This window comes from Rhodothermus marinus (assembly GCF_009936275.1).
GTDB classification, from domain to species: Bacteria; Bacteroidota; Rhodothermia; order Rhodothermales; family Rhodothermaceae; genus Rhodothermus; species Rhodothermus marinus_A.
The window spans coordinates 1,721,917-1,742,672 of sequence record NZ_AP019797.1 but is presented as its reverse complement, the minus strand read 5'-3'; the positions used below and the strand labels follow the sequence as shown (position 1 = coordinate 1,742,672).

Here is a 20,756-nt window from a genome sequence, read left to right as displayed (position 1 = left end):
TCATGCAGGTTGCTTACGTGCAGTACAATCCGGCCTATCTTCAGGTCACGCAGAACCTGAAACAGGTTGAAGCACTGCTTGAAGGCATAGAGGCCGACCTGATCGTACTGCCGGAGTTGTTTGCCAGCGGGTATTTCTTTAGATCACACGAAGATCTGGAGGTCGTTGCCGAGCCGATCCCGGAGGGACCTACCACGCAGTGGATGATCGAGTGGTGCCGGAAGACGGGCACCGTCATGGTCGGCGGCCTGCCCGAGCGCGACGGCGATCGATTTTACAACAGCGCGGTCGTGGTGGGGCCCGAAGGTCTGATCGGCCGCTATCGCAAAGTCCATCTCTTCTACGAAGAAAAGCTGCATTTCAGCCCGGGCAACCTGGGGTTTCAGGTGTTCGAGGTGGCCGATCGGAATGGCCAGCCCTACCGGCTGGGTGTCATGATCTGCTTCGACTGGTATTTTCCGGAGGCGGCCCGCACGCTGGCGCTTCAGGGAGCCGACGTGATCGCGCATCCGTCCAATCTGGTGCGTCCGGACTGCCCCCGCGCCATGCCCATCCGGGCATTGGAAAACCATGTGTTCACGATCACGGCCAACCGCTACGGCACCGAATCCAACGGGCGCGAAACGCTGCGCTTCATCGGACGCAGCCTGATCTGCGATCCCTCCGGTCGGGTGCTGCAAGAAGCTCCGGCCGAGGGAGACCAGGTGGGCATTGCCGAAATCGAACCTCAGGAAGCCCGCAACCGGCGCATTACGCCCTATAACGACCTGTTCGAAGATCGACGGCCAGACTGCTACCGGCTGAGCTGAGCCTGGAGCAGGGGAAGGGCAGCCAGATTCTCCCGGATGCGCTGCTCCGGGTCCGGATGCGTGTCGGGCTGAAACGGCTCGCCAGTCAGCTGCTCGTAGACCTCGATATAGCGGCGGGCAATCTCCACGCGTACGTCGTCCGGGAGATCGGGCAACTGCTGACCGGGCTGGCCCATGAAACCGTGCTCCATCAGCCACTCACGCACGAACTCCTTGGAGAGCTGCCGCTGCGGGAGTCCTTTGCGCAACCGCTCTTCGTACTCGTCTGCATAGAAGTACCGGGACGAATCCGGCGTGTGGACCTCGTCGATCAGGCGGATCGTGCCTTCGTCGTCAATCCCGAACTCGTACTTCGTATCGACGAGAATCAGTCCCCGACGCGCGGCCATTTCGGCACCGCGACGGTAAAGCGCCAGCGCCATGGCCTCGATGTGGTCGAACGTTTCCGCATCCAACAGCCCACGCGTGAGAATTTCTTCACGGCTGATGTCTTCGTCGTGTCCCTCTTTCGCCTTGGTGGCCGGCGTCAGGATCGGCTCGGGAAGGCGGGCATTCTGCACGAGCCCCTCCGGGAGTTTTTTGCCGCAGAGTTCCCGGCGGCCGCTCCGATAGACGCGCCAGGCATGTCCGGCCAGATAGCCCCGCACCACGAACTCGATGGGAATCGGGCGGCACCGCCGGGCTACCGTCACGTTCGGGTCCGGCACCGCCTCCACATGGTTGGGGACCAGATCGGCCGTGTGGCGGAAAAAGTACGCGGCCAGTTGATTTAGCACCTGCCCCTTGAACGGGATGGTCTGGCGCAGAATATGATCAAAGGCCGAGATCCGGTCGGTCGTGACGATCACCAGGTGACCGTCCACCGTGTAGACGTCCCGCACCTTGCCCCGGTAGGGCGTGCCCAGCTCCTGGAGATTCGTCTCCCGGATCGTCCGGTCCAGTTGTACGCGAATCAGGGATTCCGAGACCATTTTCTCAGGCACGTCCGCAGTCGCTCGAGTAACGGATCTTGAGCTGTGGCACTACCAGCACTTCCAGCGGCGGATCCTGCCGCTTCCCTTCGACGCGTTCCACCAGCAGGCGCGTCGCCTCGCGGCCCACCGCATGCATGTTCTGGGAGACGCTGGAGAGGCCGATGTACTCGCTGATCTTGATGTCGTCGTAGCCCACCAGCGCCACGTCCTCGGGCACGCGCAGCCCGGCTTCACGCAGCGCTTTCCAGGCCCCGATCGCCTGCACGTCGCTGCTGGCAAAGACGGCCGTCACCCGGGGCTCAATCTTCAAGAGATCCTGCATGGCCTCGTAGCCGGCCTCCTCACTGAAGCCCGCATGCTTTTCGGTTTTGCCGGCACGTACCAGCTCGGGATCGAACGGAATCCCGGCCGCCTCCAGCGCCTCCCGGTAGCCGGCAATGCGATCGAGCTGCAGGCTACCCTCCGTATGCGAACGGATCATGCCAATGCGGCGATGGCCGCAGGCGATCAGGTGTTCGACAGCCTTTCGGGCGCCGACCCGATCGTCCCAGTAGAAGCAGTCGAAGTCGGTGTGATGGTAGCCCACCATGACCACGGGTGCATGAAGGGCTCGGAGCTCCAGCGTAAGCTTTTCGTCAGCGGGCAACCCGATCACGAGAAGACCGTCGACCGCGCCACGCCGCAGGAAGTTGAGCAGCTTCTGCTGGGGATACTTCGAACCCAGGTCGCTCAGCAGCAGGTCGGCGTCCACGTTTTCCATGGCCGTGCGGACGCCTTTGAGGATTTCGTTGTGGAAAGGCGTCGTGAACGACGTGACGGCCACGGCCAGCACGCGCGTTTTCTTCTGAGCCAGCGTGCGGGCGGTTCGATCCGGGCGAAACTGAAGCTTCTCGATGGCCCGAAGAACGCGTTGCCGCGTTTCTTCCGAGACGTCGCTGGAGTTGTTCAGCACACGCGAGACCGTCGAGATAGCGACGCCGGCTTCCCGGGCGACGTCGTAGATGGTGACCTTATCTTTCTTTTTGGGACGAATGCGCTGTGCCATATGCAGGGCCCCTGGTTAAGCGTAAACGGTTGCAGTTGATTCCGCACACAAGGCCACAATGTTCCCCTGTAATATAATTCCGGAAGCGAGAAACCTGAAGTGCATACTCGATCTGCCACTTACTTAACGATTTGTTAACGAAAAATCATTCAGAATGTCGCTTTAGTAGCTACGTCCAGTAGGTATATCTCTTGTAAAAACATAAAACATCAAAACATATCGATCCCTTCTTTGCCATTACATGGAGCGTTATGCTGCTGCCGAGCTCAAGGTGCCTCCGGTAGTGCGGACGGGGCGGGAATGGGCGGGAGATTTTGACCTGGATCTGATGGCCGAGCATGCAGATGGAAGCTGGACAATCGGGGAGTGTAAATGGACGCAACGACCGGTAGGGGTGGAGGTGCTCAGGGAGCTGCAATCGCGATGGAAGAGGCTGGTTCAGCGGCAGAGGTTGCCGGAGCAGGTGCGGTATTTCATTTTTTTTCCAGCGGCGGCTTTGCGCCCGGATCGCTGATGGAAGAGGAGTCGGGGCGGCTGCAGGAGACGCTTAAAGCACTCCAGACGAGGGTTACGCTGGTACTGGGCACGCTGGGGCTGATTATTCTGTTGCTGCTGTTGCTGATCTTCAGAACAGGCTGAAGACCGACGCCCGGCCCGCATTGACGTGGTCCGCGAGAACGGCCCCGCGCGTTGCTTCCACAGGATGCGTCTGGTAGTTCAGGCAGCAGGCCCCTTGTGTAAGGACTGTTGCTGACTATAGCGCTATTCCTTACACAAGGCAGTGGCCCGCTCTCCGGACCGCAGGATCGGGATGCATACCCGATGCTCAGGGCCAGAGCATGATGATCAGCGTCAGCAGCACAAGGCCCGCCACGACTGCCAGCATCCAGAGCGATCGCTGCTGGCGCGTTTCGATGGTGGCGATCCGATCGGCCAGCTGCGAGGTGGCCAGCATAAGCGATTCGAGGTCGGTCTGCAGTCGTTCGCCGGTGGCCTGCAGGCTGTTGTAGCCGTTCACAATTTGCACGATTGATTCATGAAGGTACCTGAGCGTTTGATGCAGCGCCTCAAGCTGGCGTGAGGCTTCATGCTGGCGCGCCTGCAGCTTTTCTATATCGGTGCCCATCTGATCCAGGCTTGCCTTCAATTCCGGAAAGCCGGCTTCCTGAAGCGCACTAGCGGCCGCATGGAGGTGTTCGAATAGATCGGCCACGCGATCATTAAGGTGCTGGCAGCTGCGCAGTACCTGATCGACACCATGCTGCGCTTCGGTCAGCAAAAGGGTTGCGTCACGCAGCCGGCTCAACTCTTCGGCAATTTCCTGAATCTGCTGTTCAGCTTTCAGCAGCGCGGCGTGTCGGTTTTCCATGGTCGATAAACGCAAGCAGGTTCTGGTAGGGCGGACAGTTTCTGAGGGTTTCCAGCGTGGAGGCCGCCAGGCAGAAAACGGCCGGTTCGCTGCATTCCGGGAGTTCTCCGGCGGGCGATGCGAGCAGGCGGCGGGCCATCGAACGTGTGCCATAGTGCTCGAAGAGTAGCTGAGCCGCTGCAGCGCAGGCCCTGTGCCGCCGGCGCGTCAGTTCTTCCAGAGCGCCAAGCATCATCAGCTCGGGATCTTCCAGTTGATCCGTATGCTGATGTACTGCTTGAAGGTAGCTGAGGAATGCATAAAGTGTGTTCTGAACACTGGCATCTTTTCTTGCTTCAAAGTGGAGCTGGATATACCGGGTGGCCAGCCTTTGCTGTGCACCGGAAAGCATGGAAGTCAGCACAGGGATCTGCTCAAGAGCCGAACATTGATCGGCCAGGTGGCGGAAGCGTCGCAGCGTATCGTTACGGAAGTGGTAGAGCCGCTGGCGGACGCGTTCGGCTTCGGTGTATGCGCCGGCCTGCAGATAGGCTTCGATAGCCTCTTCGAGCTCGTTCTTTGCTTCCAGCAAGCGCCCTTTGCGGAGCAGATCGGGCGGCTGGATGCGTTCCAGCATTTGCTGCGCCGTGGCCAGATCGCCGGCCGCAAGCAGTGCGTCGAAAGCAAGGCCCCGTAGCTGTCGCACTGCTTCCTCGAGGTTACCAGCGTAGTCCAGGAAGCGAAGCCAGGCCGCCACATCCTCCAGGAAGACGCCGGCCGATTCCGGGCGACGGGCACTACGCTCCAGGGCCGCGTGCAGGCTGTAGGCAATGGCCGAGAGGGCCTGCCGTAACCATTCGGCTTCACCGGTGAGCCGGCAGGCGGCTTTGAGCAGTGCGGCCGGGAAAACGCGACCGGATTGATGCCAGCGTACCAGTTCGTCGAATGCACGCAGGTGCTCCGGGCCGAGTTCGCTGGCGGCCTCGCGAGCCTGCTGCAGCAGGTCCGGAGTTTCCACTTCGGGAAGTACACGATCGTCGGTCAAAAGGCGTGCTATTGAGAGGAGAATGGCCCGGGGGACCTCTCGGGCGATGTTCGCGGGGATGTGTTCGCCCAGGCTTCGAATTCGCAGCTGCAGATCGCGGGCGCGCAGTGCCAGACGAAGGGCCTGCACGGGGTCGTCGTCGATGCGCACAGAAAACTCCTCCAGACGCGCCTGGATGCGCTCCAGCAGAGAGAGCTCCGCCTGCTCCAGATTATCGAGCAGTTCGTGTGGCGGCACCTCTACCACGTCGTCGCCGAGCAACCGCAGGCTGCAGGCACGTTGCGCGGCGGTGGGCGCTACGTCCAGAAACACCAGTGTTTCGCTGGAGCGGCTCAGGGCCACGCGCAGCCGATCGACTTCGGTGCGATAGTCTTCGCGGTCGAACGCAAAGTGCTCTTCAGCAACGAAACGATCCAGCCTTTCAAGCACTGCGCCCGGATTCAGCACAACCACGGTCTGGCGCTCGAGCCCTTTAATGAGGGCCGGGGACCAGATGTGTTCGGGCACTTCATCTTCCAGCGAGACGACCACCAGCGATTCCTCGTCGCACAGTTTCTGGATCAGGGAGGTGGCCTGTTGCTGGTTTTCGGCAGCTACGTAAATGAGATGGCCACCGGGTGCGGCCCGGGTATCGCGACGCTGACGCGCCGGGCGTTCCTCGCGCGGCAGTTTGCTGTAGTAGCGGGCGGCACGCTCGAACGTGCGCGCGATATTGGCCGGGCAACGAAGACTTTCGCCGAGTTCGTAATCCCGAGGTGGCGCAATGCGCTCGCTCAGCCATTCCTTGTAGGGTCCCCAGCGAAACCCCGAAGGACGGACCGTCTGCCCTTCGTCGCCCGCCAGTAGCAGAAGCGGAGGGGTCGAACGTCGCCGCGCCAGCATGTGCCAGAGTTCCACCACAACCGACAGCTCCAGCAACGTCAGGTCCTGTACTTCATCGACGACAATGCCCTCGATCGTTTCCAGGATGGTCGGCAGACGTCCGGCCCGAAGGATTCGAATGGCCTGTGAGGCGGCCGCCAGTTCGGGAAAGATTTCCGCAAGTTGTTCGTTGCGGCAGAGCAGTTCGAAAACATGCCAGGCCTTCTCTATTGCATCCGGATGGCGATCGTCCCGCCGCAGGCCGGCATAGGCTTCCTGCCGCAGGTGGAAAACCGGCCTGTGGAAAACGGTAGATGCATGGCCGGGGCGTGCCCGACCGATCAGAAAGGCACGCAGTTCTGCATGGAGGGCCGTCAGGCGCTGCTTCCAGGGGCCCAGTTGCCGGGCACTCAACAGTTGCAGTGCTTCGCGAAAGCGCCTGCGGCTTTCCGTCAGCGTAAGGCGCGGTTCGTCCTGCTGCGTGATGGCCCGAAGAAGCCGGGAAAAATGCCAGCACCGAACGGTTCGGCCGGGTGCCAGGGCCGAGAAATTGAGGTGCGCCTGCCAGGCCAGTTCCCGGGACCAGGTCAGATACAGCAGATGACGTGCCGGATGACGCTCCACGGCACGCCAGAGGCTGGCCGTCTTGCCCGAGCCCGGCCTGCCCAGCACGATGCGTGTAACTTCACCGGCGTCGATAAAGGCTCGTTGCTCGGGCGTCCAGGGTGCGCAGTCAACGCCGTCGATGTGTTCTGTCTGCAGCTCCTGAAGGGACAGCAGGATGTAGTCGTGGCGCTGGCCACAGTCAAGTGGATCGTGGTTGTCGTGGTGGCGAATCGTGCGAAGAAAAACCTCGTTGTCGGAGGGGACGAGCGGAGCTACGCGTTCGCTGTCGCTCGGCGCCCACCACAGGTAGAAGTGCATGCCACTACCGCCGCCTCCCATGGGCGTGCGCAGCCAGCCGCGATTTTCAGGGGTGCGGCAGCTCTTGATGCGGTTGGGGCGTCCTCGGGCTGCAATCTGGCGCAGAACGATGCCCAGCCGACGCACGGAAGCATCCCGACCGTGGAGAAATTCGAGAACGTCCTGGTGGAGCCAGATCCGATGCGGTGGGGATTGAGGGGAACGATCCGGGTCAACAGGCGCCTGGAAAACTACCATGCACGTATTGCGCATCAACGCTCCTTTGGAAAGACCCCGAAGCGGGTCGTTTGTTACCTCTCTTACCCGAATTTAATGCCCGCTTTTCTCAAAAAAGAGCTTTCCGGATTTTCCTGCAGAAAGGGGGCCGTAGCGCTTAACTTTCCGATCGAAAACAGAACTTCTGAAAAAACGGGACAGACATGCGCGTGCGTTTTCTGCTGGTGCGGCTGCCGTTCCAACGGTCGCTGGTGCTTGTGATGCAGGAGCTGGAAGGGCAGCAACGCGTGGGTGTTGTGCCAGTAATCGCTCCCGGAGAAACCTTCCATGATGAGCAGGCCTATCGGATTTTTCAGGAGGTCGATGCGGGGCGGCTGCCCGCAGGCGCCGAGATCGTCGGGGAGTTCGAGTTTCCCGATGAGGAGGCGGCGCAGGAAGCGGCCCGGAGGTTTGCGCAGGACCTGAAGGAATCACTCTGGGGCGAGGAGGTAGCGGCCCAGGAGCAGCACGCGCCTTCCCGTGTCGAAACCGTACTGCTGCTTACGGTGGGCGGTTCACCCGAGCCGCTGATTCGGGCCGTGCAGCGGCTCGACCCGTCGCAGAGCTTTGTGTGCTTCATCTGCTCGCCCGACTCGCGGCGGCTGGTGGAAACAGCGGGCGATGCGCCGAACATTCCCCGAGCGGCAGGGCTGCCCGCGACGCATTATGCCGTGGAGGTGTGGTCCGATCCGGACGATCTGGCCGGTTGTGTGTCGGCCCTGTTTGCACTGCACCGGCGGATCCGGTCGCGATTTCCCGAGGCGCGCGTGGTGGCCAACTATACCGGCGGGACCAAGACGATGTCGGCGGCGCTGGTGATCGGGGCCGTGTTGCTGGGCTGGGAGTTGCAACTGAACGTCGGTGTGCGGCGCGATCTACGTCAGGTCCTTGCCGGGACGGACGTTCCCATGCGTGTGGCGGCCGACGACGTGCTGCTGCACCTTGAACTGCGTTTGCTGCGTCAGGCGCTGGATCGGTACGACTACGTGGCGGCTGCAGAGATCGTGCGCGAGTTGCTGCGTACCCTTTCGCTGAGCGGCGCACGTCGCACGCAGGTATTGCGGCTGTATCAGATTGTACAGGGGCTGGCGGCCTGGGACGTGGGGCAGTACCGGCAGGCGCTGGTGGGCTTCGGTATGGCAGGAGCGCATGGGAGCGCGTGGCTGCCGCGACTTCGGACGCTGGCCGAAGCGCAGAAGCCCGGCCTGGAGGCAGTGGCCGATCTGCTGCTTGCGGCGGCACGCCGGGCGCATCAGGGACGTTACGACGACGCGGTCGTGCGTCTGGTGCGGGCCGTGGAGCTTTTCGGGACGGTGCGGTTGCAGCAGGCGCATGGCATCGACATCAGGCATCCGGATCAGGCGCGCCTACCGGAAGTGTTGCGGGCAGAACCGGCGGTGTCGCGGGATCGCTGGCCGGGTTCCCCGGAGTTGAGCTATCATATGCTGGAGGCGCTTGGCGATCCGGTGGGGCAGTTGTTTGCCCGACGGCGTTCGGTGTTGCGCGAGGCGCTGGAACGCTGTCGCGACTCTCTTCTGCTGGCGGGTAGTGCCGCGCTTGACGAACAGGAGTACGAAGCGGTGCGCAACAGGCTGGAGGGTTTTCTGCACGAAGCGGCCCGGGTGGTAGCGGAGTCGCTGCGCGCGCCCCAGTTGCCGCGTTCGGAGGTGCTGGAGTGGGTGGAACTCGGGCCGGCCGGGGCTTGACATTTTAGCGACAGAGGCTTATGCTCTGGAGTGTACAGGGAGGTAGAGAGAAAGGGGGTGTGACACGGAATTGTCACAGGGTTTTCGAAGCAAATTCTATTCCGTTTTTTGACGTGCTGATGGCGAAAAAATCGGCCTTTTTGGCGGCAAACAGGCCGGTTCGGATGGGCCCCGTAACAATGGGGTCTGAAAACCTGACCCGATGAAAAGGGGATTACGACGGCCTCAATTAACCACCGCCGGAAGACTCTCCTCAACGGCTCGTCTGAAAACCTGACCCGATGAAAAGGGGATTACGACTGCGAATGCTCCGGAGATTGTCCAACTCGCCGCTCTGGTCCAGTCTGAAAACCTGACCCGATGAAAAGGGGATTACGACCCAATCGAACGGAGACGAGCCATGACGGCGACAACTGAGGTCTGAAAACCTGACCCGATGAAAAGGGGATTACGACTCTTACGGTGGCCCTCGATAAGCTGAAGGGGACCGTGAAGACGTCTGAAAACCTGACCCGATGAAAAGGGGATTACGACGCCAGGTGCTGCCGAGCAGTCGGACGACGTGCTGGCTGTCTGAAAACCTGACCCGATGAAAAGGGGATTACGACTCGAACACGTGGAGATTCTGGAAGCGCCGGTTGTTCTCGAGTCTGAAAACCTGACCCGATGAAAAGGGGATTACGACGTCGACTGTTTCGCCTGGGGATAGAGCCCGCTCAGCAGGTCTGAAAACCTGACCCGATGAAAAGGGGATTACGACCATTCCCGCGCTTCGGTAATGATGAGGTCGCCGAGGCGCACAAATTCTCCTTGCTGAGGGGCGGTCTGAAAACCTGACCCGATGAAAAGGGGATTACGACCGTTTACGTCGGGCAAGTTTTCGACTGAAACCCGGGCGGCGTCTGAAAACCTGACCCGATGAAAAGGGGATTACGACAGCAGGAAGTGCTGCTGAATGTCCTCAGCTGCTTCAATTCGTGTCTGAAAACCTGACCCGATGAAAAGGGGATTACGACCCGGTAGAAGGCGAAGCCATGATGGCTCTCTCGCGGCGGGCCAAGTCTGAAAACCTGACCCGATGAAAAGGGGATTACGACGCCATTCCCTTTCAACTAACTTCATCGCCGAGCTCAAGTCTGAAAACCTGACCCGATGAAAAGGGGATTACGACACGGCGCTTACGCAATCCTCGTCCGCATATTGTACGGCCAGGTCTGAAAACCTGACCCGATGAAAAGGGGATTACGACTCAACGACTTTGGCGTTGACGTCATTCACGCACACGGGACACTGAACAAACAGTCTGAAAACCTGACCCGATGAAAAGGGGATTACGACCGATTTCTGGTTGTGGGTCTGGTCCTGGCTATCCGCACCTCCTGTCTGAAAACCTGACCCGATGAAAAGGGGATTACGACTTTCGGCGGGGCGTAAAAGCGAAAAGAGGCCTTTATCTTTGCTTCAGCGCCTGTAGCACTTCAGGAAAGGCTTCTCAGCATTCGATGGGCTGAACGACTCATGCGTCTGTTCTGATGGCGTTTTATTGTAGCAGAAAATATGCCCGCAGAAGGCTTCGTAAAGGCCAGTTCGGATGATTATCATTATCTGGTTGCTGCTCGGAATAGGTTCTCTTGCATTTCTGATCTATCGCTACAATCAAGTCTGTCGAATATGCCCTGAGTTAAACATATTGATATTTGCCCTTACATTGCTCTTCTTGCTCGTGTTTTATCTTCTGGGATCAGAAATCGTGCTCGTGCCTGAATGTGCGATTCTGCTTATTGTTATTTACTTTCTGCTTATTCTGTGGCGCTTTTTCGTCTGTGATAAGATTCTGTTTATTGCAGCAATAGTCACTATTGTTTCTTTTTTTTAAGTTTGATGACGAGTTTTATAAAGAGCATTATTATTCGTCGGGGCCTTTACGATTGAGTTTATTTGTCAGTTTGCTCGCATGGCTTATTTTCTTTGAAGTTGTATTAAGACGCATATTTTCTCCAAAAAAAGAAGCAACAGATAGAAAAGGTAGCGGCGGGGATGATAAGAGCGCCACGTAGCCGGTAAAATTTGAGCGAGGGAACGATTTTGAAGCATTACGGAAGTCGTCCCTGCCGCCGCGTGAGAGCGACCGGAAGAAAGCCTGAGAAAGGCTATTGGTCAGCAACGGGTTTAACTTTCAGGGCGCTCCAGGAGTGTGTGTTTTTCGTGGGGTCGATGGTGCGCTCGGCCAGCACCTCCACGGTAGCGTCTGCCTCCAGGTTTAACTTCCTGTTAAGCCGGGGTGGGATAAAGATGCGCTGCTCGTCCCCGGTAATTACGAAGGCGAAAGCGCGTCCGTCGGGTTGCAGCAGGCGGCCCCGAAACCACCGGACCAGATCAGGAAGCGGATGGTCCGGCCGCGGCTCGAGCGCCACCACCTGCTCTGCTACCAGGCGCAGCCAGACCACCGTGCCCGGTTCGAGCCGGGAAGCGTCGGGAAATTTCCTGTGTTTGACGCAGACTATTTTCGACGGGGACAGGCGAATGATCGTGAGACCTTTTTCGGAGTTGTGGCCGATGATCACGCCAGAGGATTCCGTGGTCGGCAGGTGTTCGTAGAGCATTGCTTCGGGCTCGATGGTAAGGGTGGGTGTCCGGGGCAGGTTGGTCTGCTCGGCCCGTTGCCGGAACCAGGGTTGCTGCAACATGTGCCGATAGCGTTGCCAGAGAGGATTGCGGTCGTCGCGCACGTTACGGCCGAGCTGTTCTTCCAGGCGGCGGGCAGCCTGAAGCTGGGCAGCGGCTTCATCGTGGCGCTGCCGGGTGGCCAGCAGATCTGCCAGCTCCAGGTGTAGCCTGAAACGGACGGCGGGCAGCTCCCGCTCTGCGAGCCGCAGGGCCTGCGTCAGGGCCGTCAGGCGATGTTCTGGCCGGTCGTGGTTGGCCCGTGCCACCCGTTCCCAGATCCAGCTCTTATGGCGGTGTTGCAGGAGCACGGGGGCCAGCAGCGGACGTGCGTCCGGACCTCGTTGCTTTTTGATCAGATAGCAGGCCAGGTGATAGGGAATCCATGGCTCGTCAGGAAAGCGGTCGAGGCGCTGCTGCACCTGCACACAGGCCCAGTCCAGCACCTCAGGCCGCTGGTCCCGGAGGGGGAGCTTTGCAAGGGCGGCGGCCACCGTCTGCGTCAGCAGTTGTTCGATCGAGGGATAGGTCCGATCCCCGTAGGTCTTTGGAAGCCTGTCCTCGGGGCGCAGCGTGTCGAAGGCGCGCACGTGGTACAGAAAGCCCAGCACGCCGGACCATCGGATCCCGATGCGGCAGACCATGACGAGTATCATTGCATGTAGCAAATCAGGGGTATGCAGATTCGGGAGCCGGGCATATTCGACCAGGGCTTCACGGATCTTGCGGGAAAGATGTTCGGGCAGGCTGTTCGCCTGGCGGGATGCCGGGGCTTGCTTTGCGCGCGCCTGCTCTGCCAGATCTTTCAGTCGTTCGTAGATCACCCAGCCCCACTGTCTGGCCAGATGGACGTTCTGAACAAGCAGCGGATGAAAGCGCCGGGCCAGGGGGAGCGCCTGCCCGAAGTTTTTCTGCTGGCACAACGCTTTAAAGCGCCGGAGCTCTTCAGTCGAGATGGCGGTGGTCATAGTGCACTTCAGCCGTCGGACTGTAGCAGCAATTGAATGCGTGCGAAGAGCGAGCCGGAGCTCGATCGCCCTACTTGCTGCGCGTGGGTCCAGACACCCCGTCGGTTGTAGTAAAAGTCGATGGTGGCATTTTCGCCGTCAGCGCTGAAGTAAAGGCGGAGGGCATAGGGCATTTCTTTCCAGTTGACGATCCGAATGCCGGATCCTTCCAGACGATGCCGGGCCCGCTCGAGGAACTCGCGGAGTAAGGGGTTTTCCGGGAGCTCATCCGAAGCGGGGGGCGGCTCGGAAAGGATGCGCTCGAACAGGGCATAGGCCTGCTGCGTCAGCTCGGGATCGTCGGCGCCGCCCAGCGTGACAATGCGGCTGACCTGCCCGTTGCCACGGTAGTAGTACTGAATTCGGGTCGTGCGATCTTCCCGGCTGAGATGATAGCGTACTGCATACTGCAGCAGTTCGACGTCGGTCGTCTCGATGCCTTCTGCGCTGAGCGCTTCGGTGAGGCGTCGGTGGTAGGTTTCCAGCGCCTTCAGAGGAAAACGCGCCGCTGAGCCAGCAGTCTGCTCAGCGGCGGGGACGGAAGCGGCCGGCTGCCAGCGCATCTCCGAAAACGCCTCGAAGGCGGGTGCATCGATGGTCAGCAATTCCTCGCGGGCACGAGTGATGGCCGTGTAGGCCCAGCGGAAGAAGTCGGCATGGCGGAAGTGTTTCCAGTCGGTGAACACCACGGCCGCCCGGCGCCACTCACCACCCTGCGCCTTGTGGACGGTCATGGCATAGCCGTAGCGGACGTGCAGTGCGTTGAAGTACGGGTCGCGTGCCAGTTCCAGATGAAACTCAGGCGAGCCGGGCTTGAGCGTTCGGTTGCGCAGGTAGAAGTCGATCAGCAGCGCCTGAATGAGGTCTGGAGAGAGCTGGCCGTCCGGGCTCTCGAGCAGGTTTTCGAGCAATTTGCAGGTGATGCGTCTCCGGGGGTTGTCGTGCGGATAGCGTAGAATCACGTCGCGAAAGTAGAGGTCCACGGGCGGGCGACCCCGGCGTCCCACGCGACGATGCTCGAGGGGGCCGACGGTCTCGACCAGCACCAGATCGCCGTTGAAAAGGCTGTAGAGCGGGGCATTGCGGTTGACGAGCAGCAGGTCGCCGGGCTGTAATGGCAGGCTTTCCTTTCCCCAGAGCAGGGCGCGGACGGCTTCATTGAGCTTACGGGCAAGGGCGTTGGTCCGGCACAGCAGCACGGAGGGCGTCTGACGCTCGAAGTCCTGCGCGGCAATCTGGATGGCCTCCTCGATACCGACCGGGCGAAGGTCGGGGGGCTGTGCAGGAAGTTGAAACGTGTGAAAGCGGTTGTTCTCGAGCGCGTTGCGCAGCGCCGTGGCCGCCTCCAGAATGGGATGCCCTTTGCGCTGGCGGAAGACCGTTTGCAGATGGGCCGTCTCGGCCGAAAGACCGAAGGTTTCCCGGAGATATTCGGCGGAGAGTGCGGGCGAGATCGACTGGCCGACCGGTGGGAGCTGGGCCGGATCGCCGACGAACAGCAGTCGGGAGGACACCTCCCCGGCGCGTCGTGGCATCAGGCGCGCGTAGCTCAGCAGGTCGAGCAGTAGCCGGCCCGAGCCAAACCGATACAGTTCCTGCTCGCCAACCACGTCGCCCACCATGGAGGCTTCGTCCACAATGATGAGGCGCGCGTCGAGCTCGGCAGACCGCAACGCAAAGTGAAGGCGCAGGCTCAACGGATCTTCGGCCTGCGCCTCGGCCTCTTCGATGAGCTGATAACGGTCGAGGATGTAGATCAGGCTGTGCAGCGTGCGCGCATCCTCTCCGGTACGATCCGCCAGCAGACGGGCGGCACGTCCGGTGGGGGCAGCCAGCGCGTACTTGATACGGCGCTGGTGCAACGCTTGCACCAGGTGCCGGATCAGCAGGGTTTTGCCGGTCCCGGCACTGCCCGTGAGGATGAAGATCGGAGGCGCTTCGGGCCGATCAAGCCAGGCAAGTAGCTGATCAAGTATGCGCTGCTGTTCGCCTGAAAGTTCTACCATCAACTGCATCGGGTTTGGTGGTGGAGATTTTTTCGGGGCGTTTACGCAGCAGCCGGCCGTGCCGCCTCGTTCGGGAATTTCCCCGAAAGTTGCCCCGTCAATCCGGGTTTTCCGAAAAAGGGCCAGCGTGCAGAAAGTGCCGTATAATGTGGGCGAAAGATATGTTGCACTTTTAGCGCAGATTCACTATGAATGACTTCTGGTACGAAGAGGACTTCGAATTCGACGATGAATTCGAAGGCGATCCGGAGTCCGGCGACTACGAAGGCTTCCAGGACCTGCCCGATGCCAGAGACTGGGAAGAAGACTGGGACGACGAATGGGACGACTGGGACGATGAGCTGGACGACGGGCTGGCGACCTGCGATATCTGCGGAGCACCTGTCGGACGATATGGCTATGACGATGGGTACATGACCCTGTGCGAGGATTGCCGGGATCAAATGTACGGAGATTGAAGGCCCCATGGAACCATTGCAGCCGAAGCGGACGGTCAACCGCGTGATCCTGCTGGGGCGGTTGGCCGCGCCGCCAGAGCCGGTTTCGGAGGCCGGCAACGTCTGCCAGATGGTGCTGACCACTCAGGAGCAGGCCATCGGGCCTACGGGCGAACCTGCCGTGCGCCTGGAACCTCACCTGCTGCAGGTCGAAGATGCTGCGCTAAGGGATTTCTGCCTGCGGCACCTGACGGTAGGCCAGATCCTTTACGTCGAGGGCATGTTGCGGCGCAACGAATGGCCGGAGCGTAATGCGATGCCGGTCGTGGTGCTGGTGCGCAAGCTGCTGGTGGCCTCCTGGGATGCGGGCGAGCCTTCCGCGTAACGTTCGGGAACCCGTGCGCAACGTGTTCCGTTAGGAGCTATCCTTCCCAGACCAGCCGCCTCGAGCATGGGATTTATCGGCAGCCGGTTCGATTACCGGATCTCACGTTCCCACTTTTCCACACAGCCTTCTCTGCACTGTACGCTTCGCCGAGCATCCCCGGGCAAAAACAACCTCATGAAATAGATCGGTGCGGTTGATCTCCGTGATGGGGGAAGATTGTCCTCGACCCAACCACGCACCAGCCGATCTGCACGTATGCGGACCTCGTACCGATTTATGCTGCATTACCGGGGCAGTAACCCCGAGCTTATGCCGGCACTGATTCGAGCGCTGAGCCAGATGGGCTATGGGCCGGTAACCGGTCCTGCGTTCATCTGGACGTTCGAGCAGCCCCAACTGGATCAGGTGCTGAAGAAACTGCAGCTCCGGATCTGTCGCGAGCTGGCACGATCAGGTGCTCCGGGAGAAGAAGTGACCGTCTCCTACGGACCGGCGGCTGTAGCGGCCGGCCGCGTCGATCTGTTTGGTGAAGAACTCTCGCCGGACCTGGAGGGCTGGCCCGAGTTAAGCCGCTGAGGAAGCGCCTCTTAGCACGGCCCGGTGTAGCGCATTACCTGCAACCAACCCGATGTCCCTATGGCCTGTCCGGTACTGCTTGAATTCCTGCTTTACATTGAGGGCGAAAACGATCTTGAGAAAGACCTGGAAGGGCTCCGACAGCGCCTTCCGGAGGCGGAGGTGAATGCCTGGCCCGGGGCGTTCGATCTGGAAGTGAGCTGTCTGATCGAGGTGGAAGCCGAGCGCATCTATGACGAGGTGGAGCGTATCTGCGAAACGATCAAAAGCTGGGCGCGCTCGCATCTGAACGGGCGCGAGCCTTACGGCTCGATTTCATGGAAGGTGCCTCGCATGTTAGTGGGGCGAATGCGGATTCGTTACGAAGAAGCCCGGGAGTTTATGAATCGGCGGCGTGAGCGCATCTGCGCGCAGGTCCAGCAGCTCTGCAACTGATGTCGGAGGGGTGGCCGGCTTCGGCCACCCCTCTTGACATTCCATTGAAAAACACGTATGCTCCCTGGCAGATCGATGCGACCGGGAGAGGGTGTGACACGGAATTGTCACAGGGTTTTCGAAGCAAATTCTATTCCGTTTTTTGACGTGCTGACGGCGAAAAAATCGGCCTTTTTGAGGGCAAACAGGCCGGTTCGGATGGACCCCGTAACAATGGGGTCTGAAAACCTGACCCGATGAAAAGGGGATTACGACACGAAACGCTTCCCAAGCTGATCGAAGCCGTTGCCGAAGTCTGAAAACCTGACCCGATGAAAAGGGGATTACGACGGAGAAACGGTGCTCACCGAGACGGAGGCAAAAATTGGCGGTCTGAAAACCTGACCCGATGAAAAGGGGATTACGACCAGATAGCCAGCCACCGCCCGGCTTACCTCGCCGGGCCGGTCTGAAAACCTGACCCGATGAAAAGGGGATTACGACCGTTCGTCGTTGTCTAGCAGGTACACCTTCTGGCGCCACCGTCTGAAAACCTGACCCGATGAAAAGGGGATTACGACACGGCAGCAACGTCCGGTCTTCATCGCTCTTTCAGCACAGGAACGTCTGAAAACCTGACCCGATGAAAAGGGGATTACGACTGAATTGTATGAAATGGAAGTAGGCGACTTTCTTTCCTGTGGGTCTGAAAACCTGACCCGATGAAAAGGGGATTACGACGGAGAAACGGTGCTCACCGAGACGGAGGCAAAAATTGGCGGTCTGAAAACCTGACCCGATGAAAAGGGGATTACGACTTAATAACTTCGTGTTATTTTTATTCAATTCACGGAAAGTCTGAAAACCTGACCCGATGAAAAGGGGATTACGACTGCGCGCGGACGTGCATGTTTTTGTGCAGAAATATGTAGGCAGTCTGAAAACCTGACCCGATGAAAAGGGGATTACGACGCAGGTTAATGCGCTCCACGCTGCCGATCACCTGTGCCGTCTGAAAACCTGACCCGATGAAAAGGGGATTACGACGCCCCTTTCCTGGGCTATCTTTTCTAACTTGGCTAACTGGGGTCTGAAAACCTGACCCGATGAAAAGGGGATTACGACATGGTGAGACCTGCTGAGCGCTTGCTCAGCAGGTACACATGGGGCTGCGTCTGAAAACCTGACCCGATGAAAAGGGGATTACGACCAGCCATCGCTCCGAAGAATATACCGTGTCCGCCAAGTCTGAAAACCTGACCCGATGAAAAGGGGATTACGACTCACGTACACATCCGTGCGCACGGGCGACACCTCCACCGTCTGAAAACCTGACCCGATGAAAAGGGGATTACGACCCCACACCGTCGCCATGATCGACGCGGGCGCTCCGCCACTCTCAAGCCGAGACGGTCTGAAAACCTGACCCGATGAAAAGGGGATTACGACGCTGTAGTAACCGGACCAGCGCGCAGGTGAAGGTCATCTCACCCATGACGTGGTCTGAAAACCTGACCCGATGAAAAGGGGATTACGACGAGAGTAGCGTACCATTTCTCCATGCGCGGTTGGTTATTGGGTCTGAAAACCTGACCCGATGAAAAGGGGATTACGACAGTATTGTACCGGAGAGAATGGGGAAATCGACTGGGATCGGTCTGAAAACCTGACCCGATGAAAAGGGGATTACGACTATCGTCCAAGCCGAGCTTGGGTTCGGACCTGTCGGCGTCTGAAAACCTGACCCGATGAAAAGGGGATTACGACGGTTGGCCGTAGCCGTTTTATTCGATTAGCAAGCCCCTTGCCTTAAGGGCTTGTTTGAGTCTGAAAACCTGACCCGATGAAAAGGGGATTACGACAAGATAGATCATGGCAAGCCCGGCACATACCATTCGGTCTGAAAACCTGACCCGATGAAAAGGGGATTACGACGCTGTAGTAACCGGACCAGCGCGCAGGTGAAGGTCATCTCACCCATGACGTGGTCTGAAAACCTGACCCGATGAAAAGGGGATTACGACGCGTTCCAGAATCTCGGCAGCCTCCGAGAGTTCGGCCAGTGCCTCTAGTCTGAAAACCTGACCCGATGAAAAGGGGATTACGACCTGTTCGCGCGGTTCGTGTAACCCAGGATATCCTGGGCTACGCGGTGGTCTGAAAACCTGACCCGATGAAAAGGGGATTACGACCTGCGTGGCCCGCCTGCGCATGAGCGGGCCCATGTCAGCCAACCCTGAAGACTTGACCTGATGAAAAGGAGATAGCGTTGATAGTCTTGGGTGTAAGGTCGCTCGTAAGAGGTAATGCTCTGCGGTTGATCTTCCTGAAAGACCTTTTTATTTTCCGGAAAGGCTGGTGTATTGGGCGCGCCAAAAGTTTCAACCTGGAGATCAAATGAATGAGGTGCAGCCGCTTTTCACAGTGGGATATGGCACTTCCTCAATAGAGGAGTTTATCAATGTGCTCAAACAGTATGAAATTAAATGCATTGTGGACATACGCTCGAATCCTTATTCAAAATTCAATCCCGACTTTTCTATAGGAACGCTGAAGAATCATTTAGAAAAAAATGGAATTGCATATGAGTACATGGGGGATACTCTTGGGGGTAAACCTACAGACGAAAGCTGCCTCGAAAACGATAAACCGATATTTTCTGTAATAAAAGAAAAAGATTTTTTCAAAGAGGGAATTCGGAAGTTACTTTCGTTGTGGAGATACTATCAGCCACAGCGAATTGCTCTAATGTGTGCCTGTCAGTATCCTGATAAATGTCATCGAAGTAAGCTCGTTGGACAATATATATATGAGACCAGAAGTGACAACGATATACGTATTATTCATATTTACAAAGATAAAAATGGTGAATATAAAGTTATCGAACAGGACAAAGTTATTTTGAAAATTGTCAGCGGTCAGTTAAATCTTTTTGGTTTTGACTTCGAAAGCAAAATTGCCGTTTCCGGAAAGAAAATTAAAAAAGATGCCTGAAAATGATTGAGCAAATCTTTACAATTGGTGTCTATGGGAGAGACGAGGATAGTTTTTTTGACACTTTGCAGCAAAATAAAATCGATACCTTCTGTGATATTCGTCAACGCAGAGGAGTAAGGGGTCGTGAATATAAATTCGTAAATAAAAATTATCTGTGTCAAAAGTTGGACAAACTGGGTATCAGGTATGTTTACCTGAAAGAATTGGCACCTCCCAGAGAAGTAAGGGCCATCCAGAGAGCAGTCGATCAAAAAAAATCCATTCTCAAGCGCCAGCGTACCCTGCTTTCCCATGCATTTATTGAAGCATATAAACAGGCTTGTCTATCTAAAATATCTCCTGTTGATATCTTTGCAAAACTTCCAGTAGATTCAAAACGCATCGTGTTTTTCTGTGTGGAGAAAGATCCTCGCGCCTGTCATAGATCTATCTTGACCGACTGGATTGAACAAAAGGAAAATATACCCGTAGTTCATCTATGAATAAAATAAAAGTACTGATTGTTGCTCGTACTCGTACCAACAATGATCAGATGAGATGTATAGGTGGACTGGCTTGGGAGGAAAATGAGGCCCAATGTTATAGTGTTCGCCTGATGAACCCTCGTGATCTTTATAGAGGAAGGATAATCAGGCGAGGGTTTAAAGGTTTCTGGGATACGTCTGCGCCCTATCGGATTGGAGATGTCTGGGAGCTCACTGTAAGAGAGCTTGAACAAAAAATTCCTCCTCATGTAGAAGACGTGATTGTTGAAGATGCCATACTTTTGAAAAAGATCAGAGTAAGTGAAATGTATGACAGAATCCTCTATATGCTTCAAAAATCGAGATTGCCAATTTTGTGGCGCGGCGATCCTAACAACTTATTTGACGGAAAGATTCAGTTTAATAAGAATGGAAAGGGATATATAGATAAAAATAACGTTTCGAAATGCAGCACTGGATTTTGGTTGCCCGATAAGAATCTTTATAAAAGCTATGATTCTAACAATAAACTATGCTATCGGTATAAAGCAGATAATAATAGACTTTACTATATACCCTACGTAGGAGTCTTTTCAAAAACACCACCTGTCATAAAGGAAGGTTCGCTTATTCGCGTATCCCTTTCGAGATGGCATCGAGAAACAGAGATGTGCTGGCTGATGATCTCCGGCTGGTTTGAGCCTCCGCATCCGCGTCTCTCTTGCGACCTGTATGGCTAAAGGGAATCTTTTCCTATAGATAATGGGCTCGTTTGCCCATGCATTACGCTTTCCCGAGACGATAGATTGTCTGCATATCAAGGCAACTGATTGGCT

Annotated in this window: 16 protein-coding genes and 2 CRISPR repeat arrays; of the genes, 10 read left to right on the top strand and 6 right to left on the bottom strand. The window is 57.6% G+C overall.

Translation table 11 applies throughout. From position 1 onward, the window contains the following. Positions 1-2 precede the first annotated feature (2 nt). A complete protein-coding gene (locus GYH26_RS07490; protein ID WP_161541120.1) occupies positions 3-809 on the top strand; it encodes a nitrilase-related carbon-nitrogen hydrolase in 807 nt (268 codons plus the stop codon). Here GYH26_RS07490 and GYH26_RS07485 read toward each other — a convergent pair. Together GYH26_RS07485 and GYH26_RS07480 are read right to left on the bottom strand one after the other, a co-directional pair. Next, positions 794-1,780 carry a phosphoribosylaminoimidazolesuccinocarboxamide synthase gene (locus tag GYH26_RS07485; RefSeq protein ID WP_161541119.1) on the bottom strand — a complete coding sequence of 329 codons (987 nt, stop codon included), beginning with the start codon at positions 1,778-1,780 and terminating at the stop codon, positions 794-796. The two genes, GYH26_RS07490 and GYH26_RS07485, sit on opposite strands and share 16 nt — an antisense overlap. Positions 1,781-1,784: 4 nt before the next feature. After that, the gene (locus GYH26_RS07480) at positions 1,785-2,828 is read right to left on the bottom strand and encodes a LacI family DNA-binding transcriptional regulator (RefSeq protein ID WP_012843833.1); all 1,044 of its coding nucleotides are present in this window, start codon (positions 2,826-2,828) and stop codon (positions 1,785-1,787) included. A gap of 423 nt (positions 2,829-3,251) precedes the next feature. Between GYH26_RS07480 and GYH26_RS15025 the strand changes: the two genes are divergently transcribed. Further along, positions 3,252-3,467, top strand: coding sequence for a hypothetical protein (locus tag GYH26_RS15025; protein ID WP_162556495.1), 216 nt, complete (start codon positions 3,252-3,254; stop codon positions 3,465-3,467). Between the two features lie 187 nt (positions 3,468-3,654). Here the strand turns inward: GYH26_RS15025 and GYH26_RS07470 are convergent, their stop codons facing one another. Continuing rightward, on the bottom strand, positions 3,655-4,197 hold the full coding sequence (locus tag GYH26_RS07470) for a hypothetical protein (protein WP_161541117.1): 543 nt from the start codon (positions 4,195-4,197) through the stop codon (positions 3,655-3,657). Further along, positions 4,163-7,132 carry a hypothetical protein gene (locus GYH26_RS07465; protein ID WP_242006307.1) on the bottom strand — a complete coding sequence of 990 codons (2,970 nt, stop codon included), beginning with the start codon at positions 7,130-7,132 and terminating at the stop codon, positions 4,163-4,165. The genes GYH26_RS07470 and GYH26_RS07465 overlap by 35 nt, the downstream gene beginning before the upstream one ends. A gap of 293 nt (positions 7,133-7,425) precedes the next feature. Between GYH26_RS07465 and GYH26_RS07460 the strand changes: the two genes are divergently transcribed. After that, entirely contained in the window at positions 7,426-8,967 is a 1,542-nt protein-coding gene (locus GYH26_RS07460) for a TIGR02710 family CRISPR-associated protein (RefSeq protein WP_161541115.1), read from the top strand. Positions 8,968-9,151: 184 nt separating this feature from the next. Then, positions 9,152-10,385: direct repeats of the CRISPR family, unit length 37 nt; unit sequence GTCTGAAAACCTGACCCGATGAAAAGGGGATTACGAC. A gap of 732 nt (positions 10,386-11,117) precedes the next feature. Here the strand turns inward: GYH26_RS07460 and GYH26_RS07455 are convergent. Together GYH26_RS07455 and GYH26_RS07450 are read right to left on the bottom strand one after the other, a co-directional pair. After that, positions 11,118-12,599 carry a DUF7017 domain-containing protein gene (locus GYH26_RS07455; RefSeq protein WP_161541114.1) on the bottom strand — a complete coding sequence of 494 codons (1,482 nt, stop codon included), beginning with the start codon at positions 12,597-12,599 and terminating at the stop codon, positions 11,118-11,120. Between the two features lie 8 nt (positions 12,600-12,607). After that, a complete protein-coding gene (locus tag GYH26_RS07450) occupies positions 12,608-14,644 on the bottom strand; it encodes an ATP-dependent DNA helicase (protein ID WP_161541113.1) in 2,037 nt (678 codons plus the stop codon). Between the two features lie 188 nt (positions 14,645-14,832). Here GYH26_RS07450 and GYH26_RS07445 point away from each other — a divergent pair, with 188 nt between their 5' ends. The 7 genes from GYH26_RS07445 (at position 14,833) to GYH26_RS07415 (ending at position 20,660) form a co-directional block, all read left to right on the top strand. Then, on the top strand, positions 14,833-15,102 hold the full coding sequence (locus tag GYH26_RS07445; RefSeq protein ID WP_161541112.1) for a hypothetical protein: 270 nt from the start codon (positions 14,833-14,835) through the stop codon (positions 15,100-15,102). Positions 15,103-15,109: 7 nt separating this feature from the next. Continuing rightward, positions 15,110-15,466: a single-stranded DNA-binding protein gene (locus GYH26_RS07440; protein ID WP_161541111.1), complete on the top strand. Its 357-nt coding sequence runs from the start codon at positions 15,110-15,112 to the stop codon at positions 15,464-15,466. A gap of 312 nt (positions 15,467-15,778) precedes the next feature. Further along, positions 15,779-16,045 (top strand): hypothetical protein, encoded by a 267-nt coding sequence (locus GYH26_RS07435; protein ID WP_242006305.1) that lies wholly within the window; start codon positions 15,779-15,781, stop codon positions 16,043-16,045. Between the two features lie 60 nt (positions 16,046-16,105). Further along, positions 16,106-16,480, top strand: a complete 375-nt coding sequence (locus tag GYH26_RS07430; RefSeq protein ID WP_161541109.1) for a hypothetical protein — start codon at positions 16,106-16,108, stop codon at positions 16,478-16,480. A gap of 218 nt (positions 16,481-16,698) precedes the next feature. Next, positions 16,699-18,651: a CRISPR direct-repeat array (repeat unit 37 nt; unit sequence GTCTGAAAACCTGACCCGATGAAAAGGGGATTACGAC). Between the two features lie 205 nt (positions 18,652-18,856). After that, positions 18,857-19,453, top strand: coding sequence for a DUF488 domain-containing protein (locus tag GYH26_RS07425; protein WP_161541108.1), 597 nt, complete (start codon positions 18,857-18,859; stop codon positions 19,451-19,453). 2 nt (positions 19,454-19,455) lie between these two features. Continuing rightward, entirely contained in the window at positions 19,456-19,938 is a 483-nt protein-coding gene (locus GYH26_RS07420; RefSeq protein WP_161541107.1) for a DUF488 domain-containing protein, read from the top strand. Then, a complete protein-coding gene (locus GYH26_RS07415) occupies positions 19,935-20,660 on the top strand; it encodes a dual OB domain-containing protein (RefSeq protein ID WP_161541106.1) in 726 nt (241 codons plus the stop codon). Before GYH26_RS07420 ends, GYH26_RS07415 begins: the two co-directional genes overlap by 4 nt. Positions 20,661-20,756: the final 96 nt, after the last annotated feature.